At 55.9% G+C, this 18,107-nt stretch carries 11 protein-coding genes and 1 pseudogene; 10 read left to right on the top strand and 2 right to left on the bottom strand.

The window, feature by feature from the left end:
* Positions 1 to 31: 31 nt before the first annotated feature.
* The 3 genes and pseudogenes from KI610_RS12995 to KI610_RS12985 all read left to right on the top strand — a co-directional run bounded on the left by KI610_RS12995 (position 32) and on the right by KI610_RS12985 (position 5,018).
* Positions 32 to 477 (top strand): annotated as a pseudogene (locus KI610_RS12995) (plasmid pRiA4b ORF-3 family protein).
* Between the two features lie 284 nt (positions 478 to 761).
* A complete protein-coding gene (locus KI610_RS12990) occupies positions 762 to 2,825 on the top strand; it encodes an HDOD domain-containing protein (protein ID WP_404827403.1) in 2,064 nt (687 codons plus the stop codon).
* 3 nt (positions 2,826 to 2,828) lie between these two features.
* Positions 2,829 to 5,018 (top strand): GGDEF/EAL domain-containing response regulator, encoded by a 2,190-nt coding sequence (locus KI610_RS12985; RefSeq protein WP_226495387.1) that lies wholly within the window; start codon positions 2,829 to 2,831, stop codon positions 5,016 to 5,018.
* A gap of 417 nt (positions 5,019 to 5,435) precedes the next feature.
* Here KI610_RS12985 and KI610_RS12980 read toward each other — a convergent pair whose 3' ends face one another.
* Positions 5,436 to 5,753 carry an integration host factor subunit alpha gene (locus KI610_RS12980; protein WP_226495386.1) on the bottom strand — a complete coding sequence of 106 codons (318 nt, stop codon included), beginning with the start codon at positions 5,751 to 5,753 and terminating at the stop codon, positions 5,436 to 5,438.
* A 314-nt stretch (positions 5,754 to 6,067) separates the two neighbouring features.
* Between KI610_RS12980 and KI610_RS12975 the strand changes: the two genes are divergently transcribed.
* From KI610_RS12975 to KI610_RS12965, 3 genes are all read left to right on the top strand, one after another.
* A complete protein-coding gene (locus tag KI610_RS12975; RefSeq protein ID WP_226495385.1) occupies positions 6,068 to 6,643 on the top strand; it encodes a hypothetical protein in 576 nt (191 codons plus the stop codon).
* Positions 6,640 to 7,287: an RES family NAD+ phosphorylase gene (locus tag KI610_RS12970; RefSeq protein ID WP_226495384.1), complete on the top strand. Its 648-nt coding sequence runs from the start codon at positions 6,640 to 6,642 to the stop codon at positions 7,285 to 7,287. Before KI610_RS12975 ends, KI610_RS12970 begins: the two co-directional genes overlap by 4 nt.
* A 167-nt stretch (positions 7,288 to 7,454) precedes the next feature.
* Positions 7,455 to 7,664, top strand: a complete 210-nt coding sequence (locus KI610_RS12965; RefSeq protein WP_226495383.1) for a hypothetical protein — start codon at positions 7,455 to 7,457, stop codon at positions 7,662 to 7,664.
* A gap of 67 nt (positions 7,665 to 7,731) precedes the next feature.
* Here the strand turns inward: KI610_RS12965 and KI610_RS12960 are convergent, their stop codons facing one another.
* Positions 7,732 to 8,937 carry an integrase domain-containing protein gene (locus tag KI610_RS12960; RefSeq protein ID WP_226495382.1) on the bottom strand — a complete coding sequence of 402 codons (1,206 nt, stop codon included), beginning with the start codon at positions 8,935 to 8,937 and terminating at the stop codon, positions 7,732 to 7,734.
* A gap of 1,168 nt (positions 8,938 to 10,105) precedes the next feature.
* Between KI610_RS12960 and KI610_RS12955 the strand changes: the two genes are divergently transcribed.
* The 4 genes from KI610_RS12955 (at position 10,106) to KI610_RS12940 (ending at position 17,989) form a co-directional block, all read left to right on the top strand.
* A complete protein-coding gene (locus KI610_RS12955; RefSeq protein ID WP_226495381.1) occupies positions 10,106 to 11,134 on the top strand; it encodes a PRTRC system protein D in 1,029 nt (342 codons plus the stop codon).
* Positions 11,134 to 11,439: a hypothetical protein gene (locus KI610_RS12950; RefSeq protein WP_226495380.1), complete on the top strand. Its 306-nt coding sequence runs from the start codon at positions 11,134 to 11,136 to the stop codon at positions 11,437 to 11,439. The genes KI610_RS12955 and KI610_RS12950 overlap by 1 nt, the downstream gene beginning before the upstream one ends.
* 353 nt (positions 11,440 to 11,792) lie before the next feature.
* Complete coding sequence (locus KI610_RS12945) at positions 11,793 to 14,078, top strand: hypothetical protein (protein ID WP_226495379.1); 2,286 nt, start codon at positions 11,793 to 11,795, stop codon at positions 14,076 to 14,078.
* An 83-nt stretch (positions 14,079 to 14,161) separates the two neighbouring features.
* Complete coding sequence (locus KI610_RS12940; RefSeq protein ID WP_226495378.1) at positions 14,162 to 17,989, top strand: hypothetical protein; 3,828 nt, start codon at positions 14,162 to 14,164, stop codon at positions 17,987 to 17,989.
* Positions 17,990 to 18,107: the final 118 nt, after the last annotated feature.

The raw sequence follows: 18,107 nt of genomic DNA, 5'->3' as shown, positions 1-18,107 counted from the left end.
GGAATCGATCACGCTGGGCAATCTGCACCATATGCTACAAATGGCTTTCAACTGGGGTGATTGTCTCCTGCATGAATTCGATATCGATGGCGAACGCTTTGCTATTCCTGACCCTGAGTTCGATTGGGAGCTAGTTCGTTCCGAGAAGCGGATTCAACTGAAGACCGCCTTGGGCGGCATGACTTCTTTCAAATATATCTACGACTTTGGCGACCACTGGGAACACCGGATCAAGCTCGAGAAGAAATTGCTCGGCGCTCCCAAGCTAAGCGACCGCGCCCTGTGTCTCGGCGGTCCCAATGCGCACCACCCGAAGATGTCGGTGGCGCGCTGGGCTACGCGGATTTCGTTTTTGCCATCGCGGACCCCAACCATCCCGAGCGCCAACAAATGCTCGAGTGGTACGGCGATTCGTTCAACCCAACTCATTTCGACAACATCGCCCTGAGCCTGGCCTACCAAGACCTCAAAATCTAACGGTAAGACGGTGTCGGGACGACGCTTACGTAGGACTGTGGCTCTTAGTTTCAAATCTAGCGCTATGGCGGTCTTATGCCTTCTGAATTTTCATACGTCCGACCTATTAACTATGTACGTTGCAATAGCGGTTGTTCCCGTAGATGATTAGATCATCCTCCTTACATGCTCTGTATATAGGCAGTCTTCGATTCTGCACACACATGCAACGTCTCCCTAAATCTGTTCAAGAATCAATCGAAAGCGCTCGTGTTCCGTCACCGCCCGAGATTCTGTTGCGACTGATGCGGACCGTCGAAGACGAACAGGCAACGATGGGCGAACTGGCGACCATCGTCGAACAAGACCCCGGCCTGGCCAGCCGCATACTGAGTGTCGCCAACTCGCCCGCGCTGCGCCGGGGCAAAGAACTCAAGAATCTGGAAACCTGCCTGATCGCGCTCGGAACACGCCTCGTTCGTTCTCTGGCGACCTGCCTTTCCATCCAGCGGCTTTTTGACCGCAATCCCAACCTCGACAAATTCGATGTCGCCGACTATTGGAGCCATTCGCTGCTGGTCGGTGAAATTGCCCGCGGCGTCGCCGAGCTGGCGGAATATCCGCATCCTGACGAAGCCTATCTGTCGGGGCTGTTGCACGATATCGGCGAACTGATCCTGCTCTCGGCGATTGGCGAGCCGTATCAGCGTTTTTTGGTCAATTCGACCGAAACCCCCAGGCTCCAGACCGAGGAATCCCAACTGTTCGGGACGACACATGCCGACGTGGGCGGCTGGCTGATCGACCGCTGGGGGCTGGACTCCGTGCTGGCCGATAGCGTGGCTTTCCATCATGCCTCGGCGGCACAGATCGTCACGGCAACCACCCTGCCGCAGATAGTCTGGATCGCCCAGGCGTTAAGCACCACCACGGAGAGCACGCCTGAATTGGGCATGGTCGTTAATCGCAGCAGCCCCAAACTGGAAATGTCAGCACTGCTGGCGGTTCGGGAACGTGCGGTCCAGCGCGCCCGTCAGATTGCCGAAGCATTGGGAATCAGCATTGCCGACGATTTTCCCAAACGCAGCATGGTGCCATCGGCGCCGACACCTCGTTTGTCCGATCTGGCAAACGCGGCCGAGGAGGATATTGCCGCGATGGTCGGCGGCATGGCGATGTTGCAGCCTTTGCAACAGGATTTGTTCCAGCTCGGCAGCGACACCGAAGTCCTGCTCGCCTTGCGGGAATCCGCCCGCATCCTGTTTGATCTCCCGAAAGTCGCCATCCTGCTCGCCAATGAGAAAGGCGACGCGCTGTCCGGCGAAAAAGTTGGCGCCCAGCCGGAACTGTTCCGACAACTTTCCATCCCACTGATCTCTTCCCGCTCGCTGGCCGCAGCAGCCGTCATTGGACGCCAGGTTCGAACAACATTTGATCAGACTGAACCTCTCGCCTTGCTTGACCTGCAACTCGCCCGTGCCCTGTCTGCCGACGGTCTGCTCTGCATCCCCATGCTGGCGCGCAATCGCGTCATCGGCGTGATGCTTTGCGGCCTCTCCGAAAAGCAGTACGGTCGCCTGCAGCGCCGCGTTCCCTGGCTGGCCAATTTCGGCAAGATCGCGGCGATCAGCCTCGATGCCGTATTTGAAGCAGCGCAGCACCGCCAGCAGGTCGAAGCCGAACTGACCCAGCAATTTACCCGTCAGGCCCGGCAGATAGTCCATGAGGCCGGCAACCCGCTGGGCATCATCAAGAGCTATCTGAGCATTCTCGAACGCAAGCTGCCGGAGGATGGCGTTCGCCAGGAGCTGGCGGTACTGACCGAGGAAATTGATCGCGTCGCCAACATCGTCGGCCACATGACGCAATCGATCAAAACCACCGCGGATACCCGAAGCATCGATCTCGTCAGCGTCCTCAACGATTTTCTCGTGCTCTATGCCGACACCTTGTTCAACGCCAAGGGAATACGCGTCGAAACGGCGCTACCCCAGCTTGAGCTACTCGTCCCGGTCAATCGCGACAACCTCAAACAGATCGTCCTCAACCTCTGGAAAAACGCGTCGGAGGCCCTGGGCGAGGGCAAGCTCATCAAGATTTCGGTCAGCGATAACATCATCCATGACGGCGTCAGCTATGTGCAGTTGCGGGTCGATGACAATGGCCCGGGGATGTCCGAGGAAACCATACAGGCGATCTACCGACCGAAGCCGATAACTGACACCGCGCAACGCGGCATTGGCCTGTCCGTCGTCGGCAGTCTGGCCAAAAGGGAAGGAATACTCATCACCTGCCGCAGCCAGATCGGCGCCGGCACGAGCATTGCACTGCTGATCCCCAAGAACCGAACACCTGCCTCGGGACAATAGTGCATGAACGCCATCACCGCACTGTATGAGTTGGCCAGGGTTCCCGCTATTCGGTCGCAGCAGAATATTCTGATCGTCGACGATGAGCCGCGCTTTCGGCTCGCCTACAAGGAATTGCTGGCCGGCGAGCAGCGCTCAATTAGCGAAGCCAGCACCGGGCAGGAGGCCATTGCCAAGCTCAAGGAAGGCAAGACAGACCTAGTCATCCTCGATTTGCGGCTGCCGGACATCTCGGGCTTCGAGATCATGGAGTGGATGACCTCGCACAAGATCGACACATCGGTCATCGTTTTCAGTGCGGACAAGTCGATCAACTCGGCGATTCACGCGCTGCGCCACCGGGCCTTCGAATTCCTGCGCAAGGATTGCGATCCGAACGACATGATCCTGGCCGTTGACCGCGCCCTGGCCAATCGACACCGCGACCAGGAACTCGCTGTCGTCTCGACCCAGCTCCAGCATTCCGAGCAATTGCACCGCTTCCTCGTCGAGCAGTCGCCCGACCTGATCTTTACGCTTGATCGCGAAGGCCGATTCACCTTCATCAACGGGCGCGTCAGCAGCTTGCTGGGCTATGCACCGGAAGAACTGGTCGGGCAAAACTACACCCGGATCGTCGATCCACGCGACCACGAGCATGTCCAATACGCCTTCAACGAAAGGCGAGTCGGCGAACGCGCGACGAGCAATCTTGAAGTGCGCTTCAAACGCAAGCCCGCCATGCCGCGCGCTGGCGGCGGGCCGGTCATGACAGCCATCCTGAGCTCACAGGGCGTCTATGAAGGTGCACCGAGCCTATCGTCAGATGCGTTCCTCGGCACCTCAGGCGTGGCGCGCGACATTTCGGAACGCAAGAAAGCCGAAGAAACGATCACCTTCCAGGCATTTCATGACCTGCTGACCAAGCTGCCCAATCGAATACTGTTTGTCGATCGCCTCGAGATGGCCATTGCACAGGCATCACGGCGCAAAGAGAAACTCGCGGTCATGTTTCTGGACATCGATCGATTCAAGCTGGTCAACGACAGCTATGGTCACCAGATCGGTGATCAACTGCTCCGAAAATTTGCCGCGCGCGTCCGCAGTTGTTTGCGCACAGGTGACACCCTGGCGCGGCAGGGTGGTGACGAATTTACGGCCTTGCTGCCCAACATCAGCAATAACGAAGACGTCCACGTCGTTGCCGAGAAAATTCTCGCCGAACTGCGCAAACCGTTCGTGCTGGGCGAAACCCAGTTTTTGGCGACGACCAGTATTGGCATCGCCGTCTACCCTGACAACAGCACCAGTGCCGAAGATCTGATTCGCTGCGCCGACATGGCAATGTACAAAGTGAAGGATCAGGGGAAAAACGGCGCTCTGGCTTTCCAGCCGGATATGCACACGGCTCACCTCGATCGCCTGTCACTGGAAAACGACCTGCGCAAAGCGGTCAAGGAAGGCAATCAGTTCGAATTGCACTACCAGCCGCAAATCAATGCAGCACTGGGCAAGATTGTCGGGGTTGAGGCCCTGATTCGCTGGCACCATCCGAGCGCCGGCATGATCAGCCCGGATCTCTTCATTCCCATCGCCGAAGAGACGGGACTGATCATCACCATCAGCGACTGGGTGCTGCGCGAAGCCTGTGCCCAGTTGGCGTACCTCAAGGAGCAAGGATTCGGCGACCTCCGACTGGGCGTCAATCTTTCGGCCCGGGAATTCGACCGCATCGACCTCCTCGAGCGAATTCGCCTCCCCCTCGACGAATTCCGTATCGCGCCCGAATCGCTCGAGATCGAAATTACCGAAAGCCTGCTCATGAAGGACGCCGAGAACATCGTGGCGCGCGTCAAACATCTGCGCAGCACCGGCGTCCATATTTCGATCGACGATTTCGGCACCCGCTATTCGTCGCTCAATTACCTGCGCCGCTTTTCGGTCAGCCGGATCAAGATCGACCAGTCATTCGTGCGCGACCTGAGAACCTCTCACGACTCGTTCGCCATCATTCAGGCGATTGTCGGGATTGCCAAAAACTTCAATCTGCATGTGATCGTCGAAGGCGTCGAAACCGAGCAGCAGGTCGCCATCCTCCGGCAACTTGGCTGCAACGAAATGCAGGGCTATTTCTTCAGCCGGCCCCTGCCGTCCCGGCAGTTGATCGAGTTTTTGAGGTCGGATATGCGGCTGATGGTTCAGTCAATAACCTAGATGCGTATAGACTAATGTCGCGTCCAGCGTTGGAGGGCAAGATATATCAGAACAAAAAAACCCATCAATGCGGGCTTTGTTTGTAGATTATCGTCTTCACCTAAATCCATGAATTCAGGTAGTTAATGTCTATTTCTGATAGTTGAGTTTTGAGTCAGCGGAGATCGCTATTCGGCATATTGCTGAGTCAGGCAATGTGCTTGGGGTTCATATTCCCAGGTGCTAGAAAGCATGAGTCGAATACATTTTAGACATGGGCTTCGTGTGAGCGACTGGATTAACTGAACCTGGGGCGTTGAACGGCAACCGACAGGTGGTGCCCAAAAACAGGGGCCGCGTTAGCGACCCCACATAGCCGCTTTGAGCGGCTCACCAATTAAAGCCCGGCCCTGCCGGGAGATACTTACTTGCCTGTATTCAGGCAGCTTTCGCTTCATCGAGGGATAGATGAGGACTGGCCTCCACTGAGTCTTTGAGGCTACCACTGGGATGAAAGGTCACGACGCGACGAGCGGAGATGGGTGTTTCTTCCCCCGTTTTGGGGTTGCGCCCTGGCCGCGCGGCTTTTCTACGAGTATTGAATACGCCGAAGCCGGCGAGTTTCACTTCTTCATGACGCTCCAGGCAATCCGAGATCTCTTTGAAAAATCCCTCAACCATCTCCTTGGCCTCCCGGTGGTTGAGGCCAACGCCGTCGACGAGTAGTTCAGCGAGGTCTGCTTTGGTGAGGGTCATAGTTCGAAAGTGAAATTTACGAAAGGCTGATCATAATTCGCAAGCCTGCTTGGTGAAAGTCTTCCGCGCAGGAAATCTGTTAGTTGTTGATACACGAAGAACCAATAACGGCAGCCCCTGGCCATTTCAGCAGTAATGCAATCCTGGGAGGGGTTAGGTTTGACCAAATGGACTTTGTTTTACAGAATAAGGTCAATTGGTTCAATTGGCTGATGATCATGTCTAATACCGTTACCCAGGTCGCTTTCTCCGGTGATGTCCTGTCTTTTCAGTCTTGCCCACAGTCGACGGGCGGCAAGTAGGAGCACACCTATTTGATTGGCGTGAAGGATGAGGCCGTATCCCGTGTGCTGGAAGGGATGATGCCCCTGCTCGGACGTCTCCTGCTGGAAAAGACGGCGAATGTGCGGGAACGTCGTCTGGAAGAAATGCTTGGCTTCATGGCAGCACAGATGCTGGCCCCTTCGGCAGTGGATATCCAGATGGCCCAGCGTCTGGCCGCGCGCCATGCCGCCGTGCTCAACGAGTTCGACTACTTCTCGGCCGAGCAGTTGGCCGACGCGAACCGTTCTATCGCTGCCAGCCGTAGTACGCTCGCCGACAACTGGCGCAAGCGCCGACAGGTGTTCGCGGTGCCGCACCCTGACAAGAGTGCCCGCGAGCGTGACGTCTACCCGGCCTTCCAGTTTGCGGACCACAAGCCGATCAAGGCGGTGCAGAGCGTGCTGGCTGCATTCGGTGAGCGCAAGGCCCCGTGGAAGCTGGCGCTGTGGTTCACCTCGAACAACGGCTGGCTGCCCGGCAGTGCGCGTCCGGTCGTCATGCTTCTTTCCGATCCGGAGGCGGTCATTGGCGCGGCCCGGCATGATGCTGCCGGAAGCGCCGCGTGACATGCCGTTCCCCGTACCTGCAGCTTGATCCCCTCTTTGAGGACTGGCCGGCCGGTGAGGTGATTCATGTGATCCATGACACGGCCTATCCACCAGAGAGCTTCAATCCGGGCGTGGACGGGGCGGGGGGGCTCCGCAACCCGGCCCGGTTCGCACCCATTCGCGACCTGCACGGCAGGGTAGTGCCCTACCTTTACGGTGGATCGACTCTTGACTGCGCGATTTTCGAGACGGTATTCCACAACGTGCCGATCGACGCTCCGGTCAAGTTTGTCGATCTCGACGATTTCGCCGAACGTGGACACGGTCAACTGGTTTTCCGGAGGTCTCTGCGTCTCGTCGACCTGACGACCGATGGCTTGCATCGTCTCACGGTACCCAACGCGGAGCTGATTGCGAGCCCAGCCCGAGATTATCCGGATACGACACGTTGGGCCGAGGCGATTCATCGCCAATGTGCCGATGTGGACGGCCTGGTCTGGATGTCGCGCCAACGGGATCGGGATCGCGCCGTCGTACTGTTCGGTGACCGCGTGGGGACGGTGTTCACGGGAACACGGATTGGTCTTCCGTTGCGGCTCAACAACGCGCTTCGGCAGGCTATTGTGGCGGCGGCCTTGCGTGCTGGAATCGAGGCCGACTGACGGGCCATTGCATAGCAGGCAATCAATCAAGTTCTGGAATCTGGCTAATTCTCTGGCGACCAGACGTCTGAAACGGGGGGCTCCTTTCGTTTCATCCTGAGCGATATGATTTTCTGAGCGATGGGTACTATGATGGTCTCCATTCCACGGAAAGCGGAGGCCGGATTATGGATCACCCCATTATCAAGCAGTTCGAGGCTCATGCCGAACTGCTGGACATCAGCGGCAGCGCAGAAGCCATCGACGAGGCCATTGTGCAGCTTGCCACCTGGATGGATGGCCTCGTTCTTTCCGAGGATGATCAAGCGCTTCTCTGCCACATCGGAGCCGTGCTCTACCGCGAGGGACTGCGCGGCCGCATGGGAATGCGACCGTGATCGACGGGGTAAACACGGGGGGCGCATTGGCCCCATTTTCTTGAGTGGGCCGGGTACAGGTTCGAACTCAACGCCCTTCGAGAAAATCCTCATCGCCGGATGTGTCCGGTGCCTCCGTTTGCAGTTGTGCACTTGGCACCGCCTTCCGGGCGAGCAGCCCACCCAAATAAGCTCCCGATGCCCTGGCCCGGTTGTGTCCGGCCAGCCGCGCGGCCGAGAGTCTTGCCGTCGCATCTTCCGCGCGCGGCACATCACCGCCACCTCGTACCGGAGGTTCCCCGCCAGCCTTGTTCGTGTAGTGATCGATCATCGCTTCATGGCGCAGCCCGTGCGCGGTGGCACCCAGTCCATCTGCCGTGATGCCGAACTTGTCCATCACGTAATCGAAGCGCCGCAGGTTGCGTTTCAGGCTGTGGCGGGGATCCCCCAGGTGCGAATCCACTCCCTGAACGACAGCCTGTGCAAACTTCAGAGCAGCAATCCGTTGCTCGGTATCCAGTGGCACAAAACGCAGTCGTCCTCCTTTCGCACCTGCCTTGATCCGCAGATAGTGGTCGGCCTCTCTTTCCTCGGGTGGCAGGCCTGTGGTTTCGAACGGCACAGTGGATAAGTGCGGGCGAAGCATCACCGCTTCCTTGCGGCGCAGGCCGAACACCCGGATCAAACCCAAGGACGCGCCGACGTAGCGGTCGAATGCTATGGTCTGTTCAATCACGGTATCGATGTCGATGCCGGCAGCCGTCCAGCTCTTGTCACGCTGGGCGTTTTCGTCGCGCTGGTATTCCCTGAGTGTGAGGCCGTAGTAGGCTGGAGGATGGATAAAACCAGGCTTGCCTATCCATAGCGCCAGTCCTCGCAAAAAACTCAGGTAGGTCTGGATCGTCGACGGAGCGAGTTTCTCCTCGCGCCACACGGCAACAATTGCCCGGATGTGCCGATCACCGAGATTGCGGGGATCAGGCATGGTGGCGAAATTGGCCTTCAACTTGAGATCGCGGAAGAATCGTCGCAGGAAGTCGGCACGTTCCTGCCGCGTTTTGTGGGAGACCGTCTTGTCGAGGGCGGTGTGCTGCGTGTTGAACAACTCCAGCAGGACGTTGAGTACCTGTAAGGGGTCCGCTTTGCCCGGACGATAGTGGGCCAGTATCTCGGCGGGTGAGAGAGAGGCCCACTCTTGGCGACGTGCCGGCTGGTGAGTGGTTGGGCCCGAGCCAGTGGCGCCTTGGACCCGGCGACGCAAGCGGGAAGTGTTGGTGAAAGTAGAAGTTGACATAGCAAATCTCCTTGTCGCCATGCGCTGTCCCGTCAGCCCACAGCAGATGTATTGGATGGAATCTGTCGGTTCAATGCGGACGCAGATTCCGTCGCGTCCGTAAGGCGTGGTCGATCTTTTCGGGACGGCGTGCGACCACGAGCACGCCATGCCTACCCAGGGTTTACCGGTGTCGCACCTCATGCGCTCTCCGGCTCGGTCGGCCTTAAAAATGAAACGGTGATCTGTCCGCTTCCGCATTTCTGCGTTCGACGGGGTGGGTGATGCAGCCTCGCCTCGAAGGCGGGGACAGCATCGGCGCGAAGGTCTCGCCTTGCGCTACAGGGTGATCAGTCCTCGATTCGTAGCGTCATCCATCTGCATGGGGCCACCCCCGACCGAAAGCCCAGGGCAGTACAGACGTACGAGCGGCTTCACACGCGGAGCCCATGGGGGCCACACGACGTGTGCTGCGCAGTGCGCATGCTCGAACAATGACGGGAACAGGGGTGCGGCATCGGGTGCCGGCCAGTTAAACCGAACGCGAGACATGCCCTCGAGGGGCGTCCGACAGGAAGCTGCCGGCAAAGTCTGGCGTTGCACTACGGGTAGAGCGGCTTCGAGCATGGCCTCGGGGGCCATGCCAACCCGACTCAAGGTCGGGGCTGAAGAGGCGGGTAACGACCGCAACGCCTTTCGCTCCGCGATGGAGCAGGCCTGGATGGCCTCGGGAGCCTGTAGTTCACACCTTGAGCGAGAGTAGGTCAATGGGCAGACCTGCCGAAACACCAGGAATGTAGGGGCTTGCGGATGGCACTTGAAATTGAAACTCAGGGTGAATTTATTTTTCAAGTGACGATTGGAGTGAGGCGGAATCAGGGCTTGACGGGCGTTTTTTCGGCCTCTGGTTACCACCGTGAAGGTTTCGACTCCACTTCGCTCAGGACCGTAGGGAAATAGCTGGAAATGTGCCCTTGACGCATCCTGATCCAGTGAGACCGTAGGACGAAGCGGAAGGCGTTTTGATGCTCGGCGCAGGAACTCTATGTTCATCGCATCCCAGGTCGACTGGAATTCGAATGCGGTCGAGGCTGATTGCGATAGCTGGGCAAAACAAGATGGTTTTCGCGTGGGCTGGCCGCGTCGGGATACCGATGCTAGCCGTTGAAACCTATTATTGGAGTCTCACATGGACTATGTCGTCAGAGCGGTGGATGTTGGGTTTGGCAACACCAAATACATCAGCAGCGTGGCCGGCGGTGATATCCGCTGTGCCAGTTTCCCTTCGGTCGCTTATCCGACCATGCGCGAGCATTCCGGTCAGTCCGGCTACGAGCGGCGTAAGACGGTGGCGATTCCGATCAACGGCCTGTTCTATGAGGTCGGTCCCGAGGTCGAACTGGCCGCGGACACCTTCCGTGCTACTCAGATGCATGATCGTTACACCGAGACGCCGGAGTACATGGCGTTGCTGAGAGGGGCATTGGCCTTCATGAAGCAGCCTGTCATCGACCTGCTGGTCGTGGGGTTACCCGTGGCTGTGCTTACTACCAAGAAAGCCGCCCTTGAGAAGGCGATAATCGGGACGCACGGCATTGGAAATGGCAAGAGCGTCGTGGTTCGCCAGGCCTTGGCTGTCGCGCAACCGCAGGGAGCCTTGGTCGATTTTGCCGTACAGCACGGGAAGATGTGCAGCATCGAACTAGAGCAGAGCTTGATCCTGGACCCGGGTTCTCGTACCTTCGACTGGCTGGTGGCTCGGGGGATGCGTCTGGTGCAGAACAAGAGCCATTCGGTGAACCGGGGCATCTTCGACATCCTGCAAGCCATTGCCGCAGAGGTTGGGCACGACATCGGTACGCCCTACAACGATATCGAGGCCATCGACGTGGCGCTCCGCACCGGCAAAAACCCGGTGATCTACCAGAAGCCCTACGACATCTCGCGGGCCATGCCCATAGCCCATTCCATCGCCCAGCAGGCCGTGTCGTCCATGATGCGTTGGATTGAGGCGAGCTACAGCTTCCAGAACATTATCCTGGTCGGCGGCGGCGCATATCTGTTCAAGAAGGCGGTGAAAGAGGCCTTTCCGAAGCACCGCATCCTGGAAGTGAAGGATCCCCTGCATGCCAACGTCCGGGGTTTCCAGATCGCCGGCATGAATCACGTGGACAAGCTCTTCAGTGGCTCCAGCACTGTGGACCAGGTAGGTGCGTGATGAGCGAGAAGACGATTCCGGTGCACGAGACGATCCGCATGCTGTTTGAGCTGGACCGCGCGGACGACTCTCAGCTTTACGATGACCTGATCCGTTTCAAGAAAGGGACGAAACGGATCAATCGGCTGCGGCTCTTGGCGCGTGAAGGTGCCATTGGACAAATGAGCCTGGCTACGGCGAGGGCTTTTCCGCGTCAGTACCCGATATCGCCCACCAACGGTGACGCTGTTGTGCGGTCAGCCAGCCCTGCGATTTCTATGCCGATCGCGTCAGACGTGTTCAACGACCCCATCTCCGACTATTGAGAAAAGGAGGATCAGTATGTCTACTAAGCACATTCCAGCCGCTCGAGACCGAGTGCAAGGCAATCTGCACAATCGGTTGTCCACGCGGCGTGCAGTTATTCGTTATGGTTCACCTGTTACGATGAGGTCAATTTTGCAGCAGAGATCGAGGCGATATTGGCCGAGTTCTGCCGAATTCTAAAATAGCCGCTGAATCATCCGGGTTTGATAGATTTTTTTCAGCGTCCGGTTTGGATTTGAAATAAACACCGGTCTAGCAAGCAAAAGGGCCATAGGCTTCTGATTGAAAAGCGTGACGGACGCACATGTCTTAGAGGCTGACAACCTCCATGGTCACAATAATCGAGCATAAAGTGAAGCGGAAACTGAAATCTAAGAGGCGGAAAGACAAACATATCAAAAACCCGAAGAATCTGGGATTCACGGCCTTCGAGCACCCTTTCAACAAAATCGATAAAGATGTTTTGAAGAAAGCTTTTCTATCCACGGGGCAGGAGAGCAGCAAAAAGTTTCCAGCGATTCTTCAATCGCTTCTCGGTCACTTCCGCACTTGGTATCCGCCTTTCATTATTTCGACGATTGCCACGTATGGCCTGCAAGTGGGAGTCGGTGATGAAGGTGTGTCGTCCCAAGGGTTTATAGAGAACATGCAACAGCATCATGTTGAGATGCTGCAGGCGCTTGCGCTGACTCTACCTCATGCCGAGTGGGGAAGCGAACCAGCGCCACCTAAGGTCATCCAGCAGGTGATCGACCAGGCAGGCGAACTGGCCGAGGCATTCATGTACCGCAGATTCGTCGCAATGGATGAGGAGCGCGATGAACAGCAACGTGTCGTACTAGCCCTCCAAGAACGTCTCCGGGCGCATACCCAGATGGTCCGGAATTGGGGTTATTTCTCAGCAGTTGTCAGAATTTCGAAAGAAATGTACGGGGCACTTGACCAGGATCTATCAAGTCATTTTGGGTTCAGCGCCACAGATATGATCGAAGTCTCCAAGGCACTGCTCACATCGTTTGAGCGGCGAGCTAACCAGCGATGGACTGTCCTGCGCGACATCTTCCGGGCCAGCACCACCGAGCAGTTGGTTCGGGACTTCTACGCCAAGTACCCAGATGTCGAAGGTGACCCTTCGGAATTCCTGGCCGGCATTCCGAAGGACGTGACTACACAAATGGTCAAGTATCGATTACTGGCTCACGCTGATATCGCGTTGGTCAAGCTAGGCATTGCCGATGCAGACGAGCTTGCCGAACTGACTGGACGAACCAGTGAGGTGGTTGGGCAGATACTAGGAAAATTGTCTCTGCGTCCTGGTGATCTTTGTGCTGAGCAGATAGACAGTTTTTTTCTTGCTAACCCAATATGGATTTCTCCAGGCATGAAAATCGCCGGGGAGTTCTTCTTTCCAACCCCGCAGATCATATTCAGTCATATTCACCCAATAATGAACGCGTTGGCCGAAGCGGCCGGTGTAAAGACAAAACTTGAAAGGCGCCGTGCGACTTTTTTGGAGGCCAAGGTTAAGGAGGTTGTAGAGAGAGCCCTCCCTGGAATAAGTCTCACCACGAATGCAAAGTGGGAGGTTGATGGCAAAATCTTCGAGACCGATTTGCTGGGCCAAATCGATCGCGTGGCCTTCATAGTTGAAGCCAAGTCTGCTGCTCTAACTCCCCAAGGGCTACGTGGAGCACCCGACCGGGTGAAACGCCATGTGCGCGACTTGGTGGTATCCCCCGCTCAGCAGTCATTCCGCCTCGAACAAATCATCTTACAGGCGAAGGCTGGAGACCCATCGTCATTCGGCATCGTGTCGTCGCTTGGACTGGTTCTGGGCGATATCGATATTGTCATTCGCGTTTCGGTCACGTTGGATGACTTCTCTACCATCTGCAGTGCGGAGAACGAACTCAAGGCCGCTGGATGGGTTCCTCAGGACCTGCGCCTAGCACCAACGCTTGGGCTTGCGGATTTCGAGGTCGTCGCGGACATCCTGGATGAGCCTGCGTATTTTCTCCACTACCTCGCCGAGCGAGAGCGCGTGCAGAAGAGTATCGACATCTTCGGTGACGAGTTGGACTACTTAGGGTTTTACCTACAGACGGGCTTCAATATCTTCTCGCTTGAAGAGGCTGGGGTCGCGCTAGCAATCACTGAGATGTCCCAAGCTATAGACCACTACTACTGCAGCATCGATGCCGGCGTTGAGGTACGCAAGCCTAGTCCGAAGATACACTCACAGCTTGCGCGCATTATTCAAGAGATCCGGCGGAGAAATGCTAGATCGTGGACTAGCATGTCGCTAGACATGCTGAGCATGGGTAGCGCCGAAGAGCAGGATCTCCTGTTCAGCGAACTGGAAATCCTGCGAGAGAACGTCCGCAAGAACTACATTGACCCGAAGCATCTTTGTTCTCTCGTTGTATCTCCCCCTGCACATCGCGCGGCGTGCGTGATTTTCTACGTCTACCCAGAAGTCCTCTCAAACCAGCGTCAGGATATCGTGAGTCAACTAGCGGGAGATGCTTTTGCAGAGCAAAACCGAACGCGCTGCATTATTGTCGGCCGGAAGATAGAAGAATGGCACCGCCCCTATCAGTTCATCGGAATTGCCATGCCACAAAAGGCGTCTCCCTAGCCGGATAACTTGAGCAGGTTCTACAGGGTTAAAACATTCAATCACAAAGCGTTGACATCGATTAGCGTTCAGAGGAGCCGATCATGGGGAAGAAATCGCGCCTGAAGCAGGAGAAGCGTAAGGCCCAAACAGACCGTCCGGCGGTTGTCGTCGAGGCACCAATGCTGAAACAATCTTCGCAAGACAAACGATTCTATGAACAACTGGGGGAGTTGAAGGGCTACCTTACCCAATTCGGCGCCTACGACATCATTCTTGCCCTCGGAGTGTCAGACCTCTGGCGGCCCAATCGATCAAGCCAAGTAAAGCACAGCCTGGCTATGCTCATTGCTCTGAGTATGCCTCTATGTGAGTTCCTGGGTCGTCGCGCTATCGTCACATATAACGAGTTCGTAGACTTTCTGAATGGGCTGAGGCGACTGTTACCAAGCTTCCCCATGCTTGAGGATTTCGTTCCGGAGGCAGACTGGGGTGAAATACGCGTAGCAGGATTGGATGGCTTTCAACGCATCTTCTACGGCGGCAGTGTCGAGCGGATTCCGGACTTCATAGAGGCGTTCAGGCTTCTTCGTGTTGAACATCCAGTTGCCACACGCGACATGAATCTCGCTATTGCACTGCAGGCGAATATTCTTGGAGCAATTGATGGTTCTCTTGTGGGACCAGAAGAGCATGTGGCCGCAGGGCACATGGAGGTACCAACAGATGTGTTCTGGTTTTCGTGCCGTGAAGCGTTGTTATCCACATACGCTGCCATCCAATCGAACTTTGACGGAACGAGTAGAGAACTAATAGTGGAGTTGGGGGCACTGAGCGCTCCCGACTCTCTAGGAAGTTTCTATGAGGCAATTATGCTGGGGACAGCCTTGCCCACTCTTATGGTGCAAGTGGGGGAAGCATACCTTCCGGTTGCTCCACGAGCTGCTTCGAGCGTGGTTATCGATCTTTGGCATGAACAGGCTAACTCTCTCCGTGCTGACGGCATAGGGAAGCTTGCCGGGCGGCTCGGCAAGTTTTTGTCGGATCGGCTCCGAGAACATGACGTGATTGCCGGGCCCGCTGATCTCATCGGAACATCACATCGATTCGATCGACAAATCGCTGCCGTTGTTCGTTCTGAAGGAAAACTTTATTTCATCCTGCCGATCAATCTTGATGACCTGGCAAAGCTAGGGCAGATGGAGCGTTGGTTTAACAGGTTGGTAGATGAAAGCGCGCGTTGGGCACTGAGGCTTCCTAATCAAAGGCAGATAGTGGAGCTACGCAACGGAAAAGGAGATTTCCCACGATCCAACGGGATCCAACTCGTAGCTGTCATCGCGCGGGTTAGTACTCAGGCCGCATCCTTTGGGTTGCCAGATTTGGGTATGCGGGTCATCGGATTGCCCGATTTTGTATCGCTTTTTGACTCAGTGAAGGGCAGCGACGAGTTGGATGCGTTCATTACCTACTTGGACGATACGGAGTCATCCACACGAGGCATGATTGGTGTTATCGATCAATTTGCAGCCTTTCGCGACAGCCATGGCGTCTTAATAGAGGGTGCTGAGTCTCCTGATTGGATTAACCTCGACCCACACTGGAACTCCTGTTGGCGCTTCAGGGAACTCGAGGCTTTCTGGGCATCCGCTCCGCATAGATTTCCTGATGATCGGCACACTTGGGTTGTGGACAAGAGAGAAGACGGTCTTACTTCGATGAAGGCCAAAGGACCTTTCGCGCTTGCGTGGTCTGGCGGCGTGGGGCGATGTGTAGTGCAAGCTTTTATGGAAGTCGGATCGAATCCCGACTATGAGAACGGGCCGCTACTGGAGTTGTTTGTTCATTGCGTTGCTGACGCATGCACTCAGCGTAGTTCTCTGCTTGAGAAGCTAGAGCTATTTCGCCGAGAGCAGATCGCAATCCACTGTGAAATGGATCTTCGGACACTACCGTTGAGGGATGATGATGAGGCGACAGCCCATTGTGCGTCGCTACCCTTGTTCACAAGCCTGAAGCTCGCCTTTGGTTCATCTGAGAAAGCGATTTTTGCGGTGGTAGTAAATCTCTCCAGGCTTTACTCTGGGCTCAACTGCGCTGCAGATGCCTCGTTTGAGGTGGAATGTGCGATCGAGTTGGCCGTTGGCTTGTCAGCGTTGCTTGGCTTGAGTTGTGAGGAAAACGTCTTGGAGTCACTACGCGCGACAGAGAAACGACCACCAAGATTCACACTACGTAGCACCCAGCGCCCCTTTGACGTGCCCGACCATGCGAGCCCAAACCTCCCAGATGCTGGTCAATTTAAGCTCGCCCGCAAGGAGTTAGCCTTCGTCTTCAAGCAACAAGGGGTCGCTCCTGCTCGTTATGAACTGGAACCGGCCAAGCTCATCATGAACTCCGCCCGGGATACGATGCGAAGTGATCTGCATGCAACGATCGCCAAATTCGATCGAAAGCAGTTACTGCAGATCTGTATCGCTCAGCACGACGAGTTAACCGCGAAGTACCAGTATGAGGTGATGCGGTTGAAGCTGAGCCTGAGCCATCAAGTTTCCTTCGATCGATCCACGCGATTCGCCGAAGTGCACGAGAAGTACACCAGCATGGCCCGGAACTATCGCTACTTGCTAGAGTGCTCCGTCAGCTCTCCTGTGCAAAGTGAAATTCGGCCGACGGTCTCCGACATTGTTCAGCAAATTGCACGTATTGACTGGTTATCGGTCCTTTATGAGGCAAGCGACACACTTCATAACGGGATCGATGTTGGAGGAATTGAATTAAATGATTCTTTTGTCCCCACGGTTTTTTTCTCGGAAGATCGAGACACAAAGGAACTGCAGTATCTTCAAGACTTTGCGGGCACAAGGCTAGGAATCGGGCTATCCGAAATCGATGAAGTCAACTCCGATCAGGACAGTGCCAAAAACTGGGCTCAGCTCGATGAAGCGTTCAGCTTGGATCTTGGCTTTTCCCTGACCCATTTGAGCCAGGTGCTCCAGGTACTCTCACACTGGCATTCGGCCGGCGGCGACGATGAGCTTCGTTTTGGCTACGCTGCACCGTTAGCTTTAATTGTTGAACGAGTGCGTGAGCGTCTGCCATCTATCCCTGACGGCGTCACGGAGAAGGTCATTGCATTCCTGACACTAGACCCCATCGGTGTTCGCCGTCTGGCTGGTAAGACGGAGGATGAGCCAGATGTACCAGTTTGGGAGCATTCCAAACGTGTGCATCGGTATACCATTCGTCCCCTGATCCAGATTGATCAAAATGTACTAGCTTGGGGAGCTGCCACAATTGACCGTTCTCGCTCGATCTGGGTCGGTAGCATTGTCAATGGCTATCTGCCCGCAGACTTCCAATGGCCAACGGTTGCAAAAGTTGTTCGCAACATCAAGGAGGGAATTGAGAAGCTTTTAGAGGTGCGGGCGCATGAGATATTTCGAAGGCACGGCGAATTCGTTTTGCACGGAATTGATTTTCGTCGTAGGTTTCCGAAAGAGCGGTTTGATGATGTAGGGGACTTTGATGTGCTTGCGTATTGGCCAGATAGGAATCTCTGGGTCGCGGTCGAATGCAAGTACAACCAACCACCGTTCTGCCTCAAGGATGCACGCCGTTTAAGAGAGCGTATCTTTGGCCGGGGCGAAGATCATGGTCAGTTTTCAAAAATTGAACGTCGGCGTCATTTTTTGGCGAAAAATGTGCACCGGCTCAGGGAATTGCTTCAATGGCCAGAAAGCCAGAATGAAGGCGATACAGAGTTTCGGGACGTCTACGTTTGTAGAGAAATTTCTTGGTGGCTCAAGCACCCGCCGTATGAAACTCGCACAGATTTTGTACGGGTTGATGCGCTTGATGACTGGCTTGGTGCCATGCTCAAGATCTCCACGGATAATCTGAAGTCGGCGGCGAAGTGCGGTCAGGTCTAAGGCAAGCGATTTATGCCGACCGGAGCGTATGTCATCGTAAGCACCCGGCAAAGTCATCTGTGAATTGAAGGCTTAGACCGTGAAGATAGTGTCCACTAAAGACAATGGTGGACACTAT

The sequence above is a fragment of the Ferribacterium limneticum genome (assembly GCF_020510565.1).
In the GTDB taxonomy this organism is placed as follows: Bacteria; Pseudomonadota; Gammaproteobacteria; order Burkholderiales; family Rhodocyclaceae; genus Azonexus; species Azonexus limneticus_B.
The sequence above is the reverse complement of the archived record's forward strand: the minus strand, read 5'-3'. Positions and strand labels throughout refer to the sequence as shown.

Excerpts from the sequence above, each read along its gene's own strand:
- KI610_RS12950 (WP_226495380.1), top strand. The coding sequence starts at position 11,134 with ATGAGCGAGAAGACGATTCCGGTGCACGAGACGATCCGCATGCTGTTT.
- KI610_RS12960 (WP_226495382.1), bottom strand. The coding sequence starts at position 8,937 with ATGTCAACTTCTACTTTCACCAACACTTCCCGCTTGCGTCGCCGGGTC.
- KI610_RS12955 (WP_226495381.1), top strand. The coding sequence starts at position 10,106 with ATGGACTATGTCGTCAGAGCGGTGGATGTTGGGTTTGGCAACACCAAA.
- KI610_RS12985 (WP_226495387.1), top strand. The coding sequence starts at position 2,829 with ATGAACGCCATCACCGCACTGTATGAGTTGGCCAGGGTTCCCGCTATT.
- KI610_RS12965 (WP_226495383.1), top strand. The coding sequence starts at position 7,455 with ATGGATCACCCCATTATCAAGCAGTTCGAGGCTCATGCCGAACTGCTG.
- KI610_RS12980 (WP_226495386.1), bottom strand. The coding sequence starts at position 5,753 with ATGACCCTCACCAAAGCAGACCTCGCTGAACTACTCGTCGACGGCGTT.
- KI610_RS12990 (WP_404827403.1), top strand. The coding sequence starts at position 762 with ATGCGGACCGTCGAAGACGAACAGGCAACGATGGGCGAACTGGCGACC.
- KI610_RS12940 (WP_226495378.1), top strand. The coding sequence starts at position 14,162 with ATGGGGAAGAAATCGCGCCTGAAGCAGGAGAAGCGTAAGGCCCAAACA.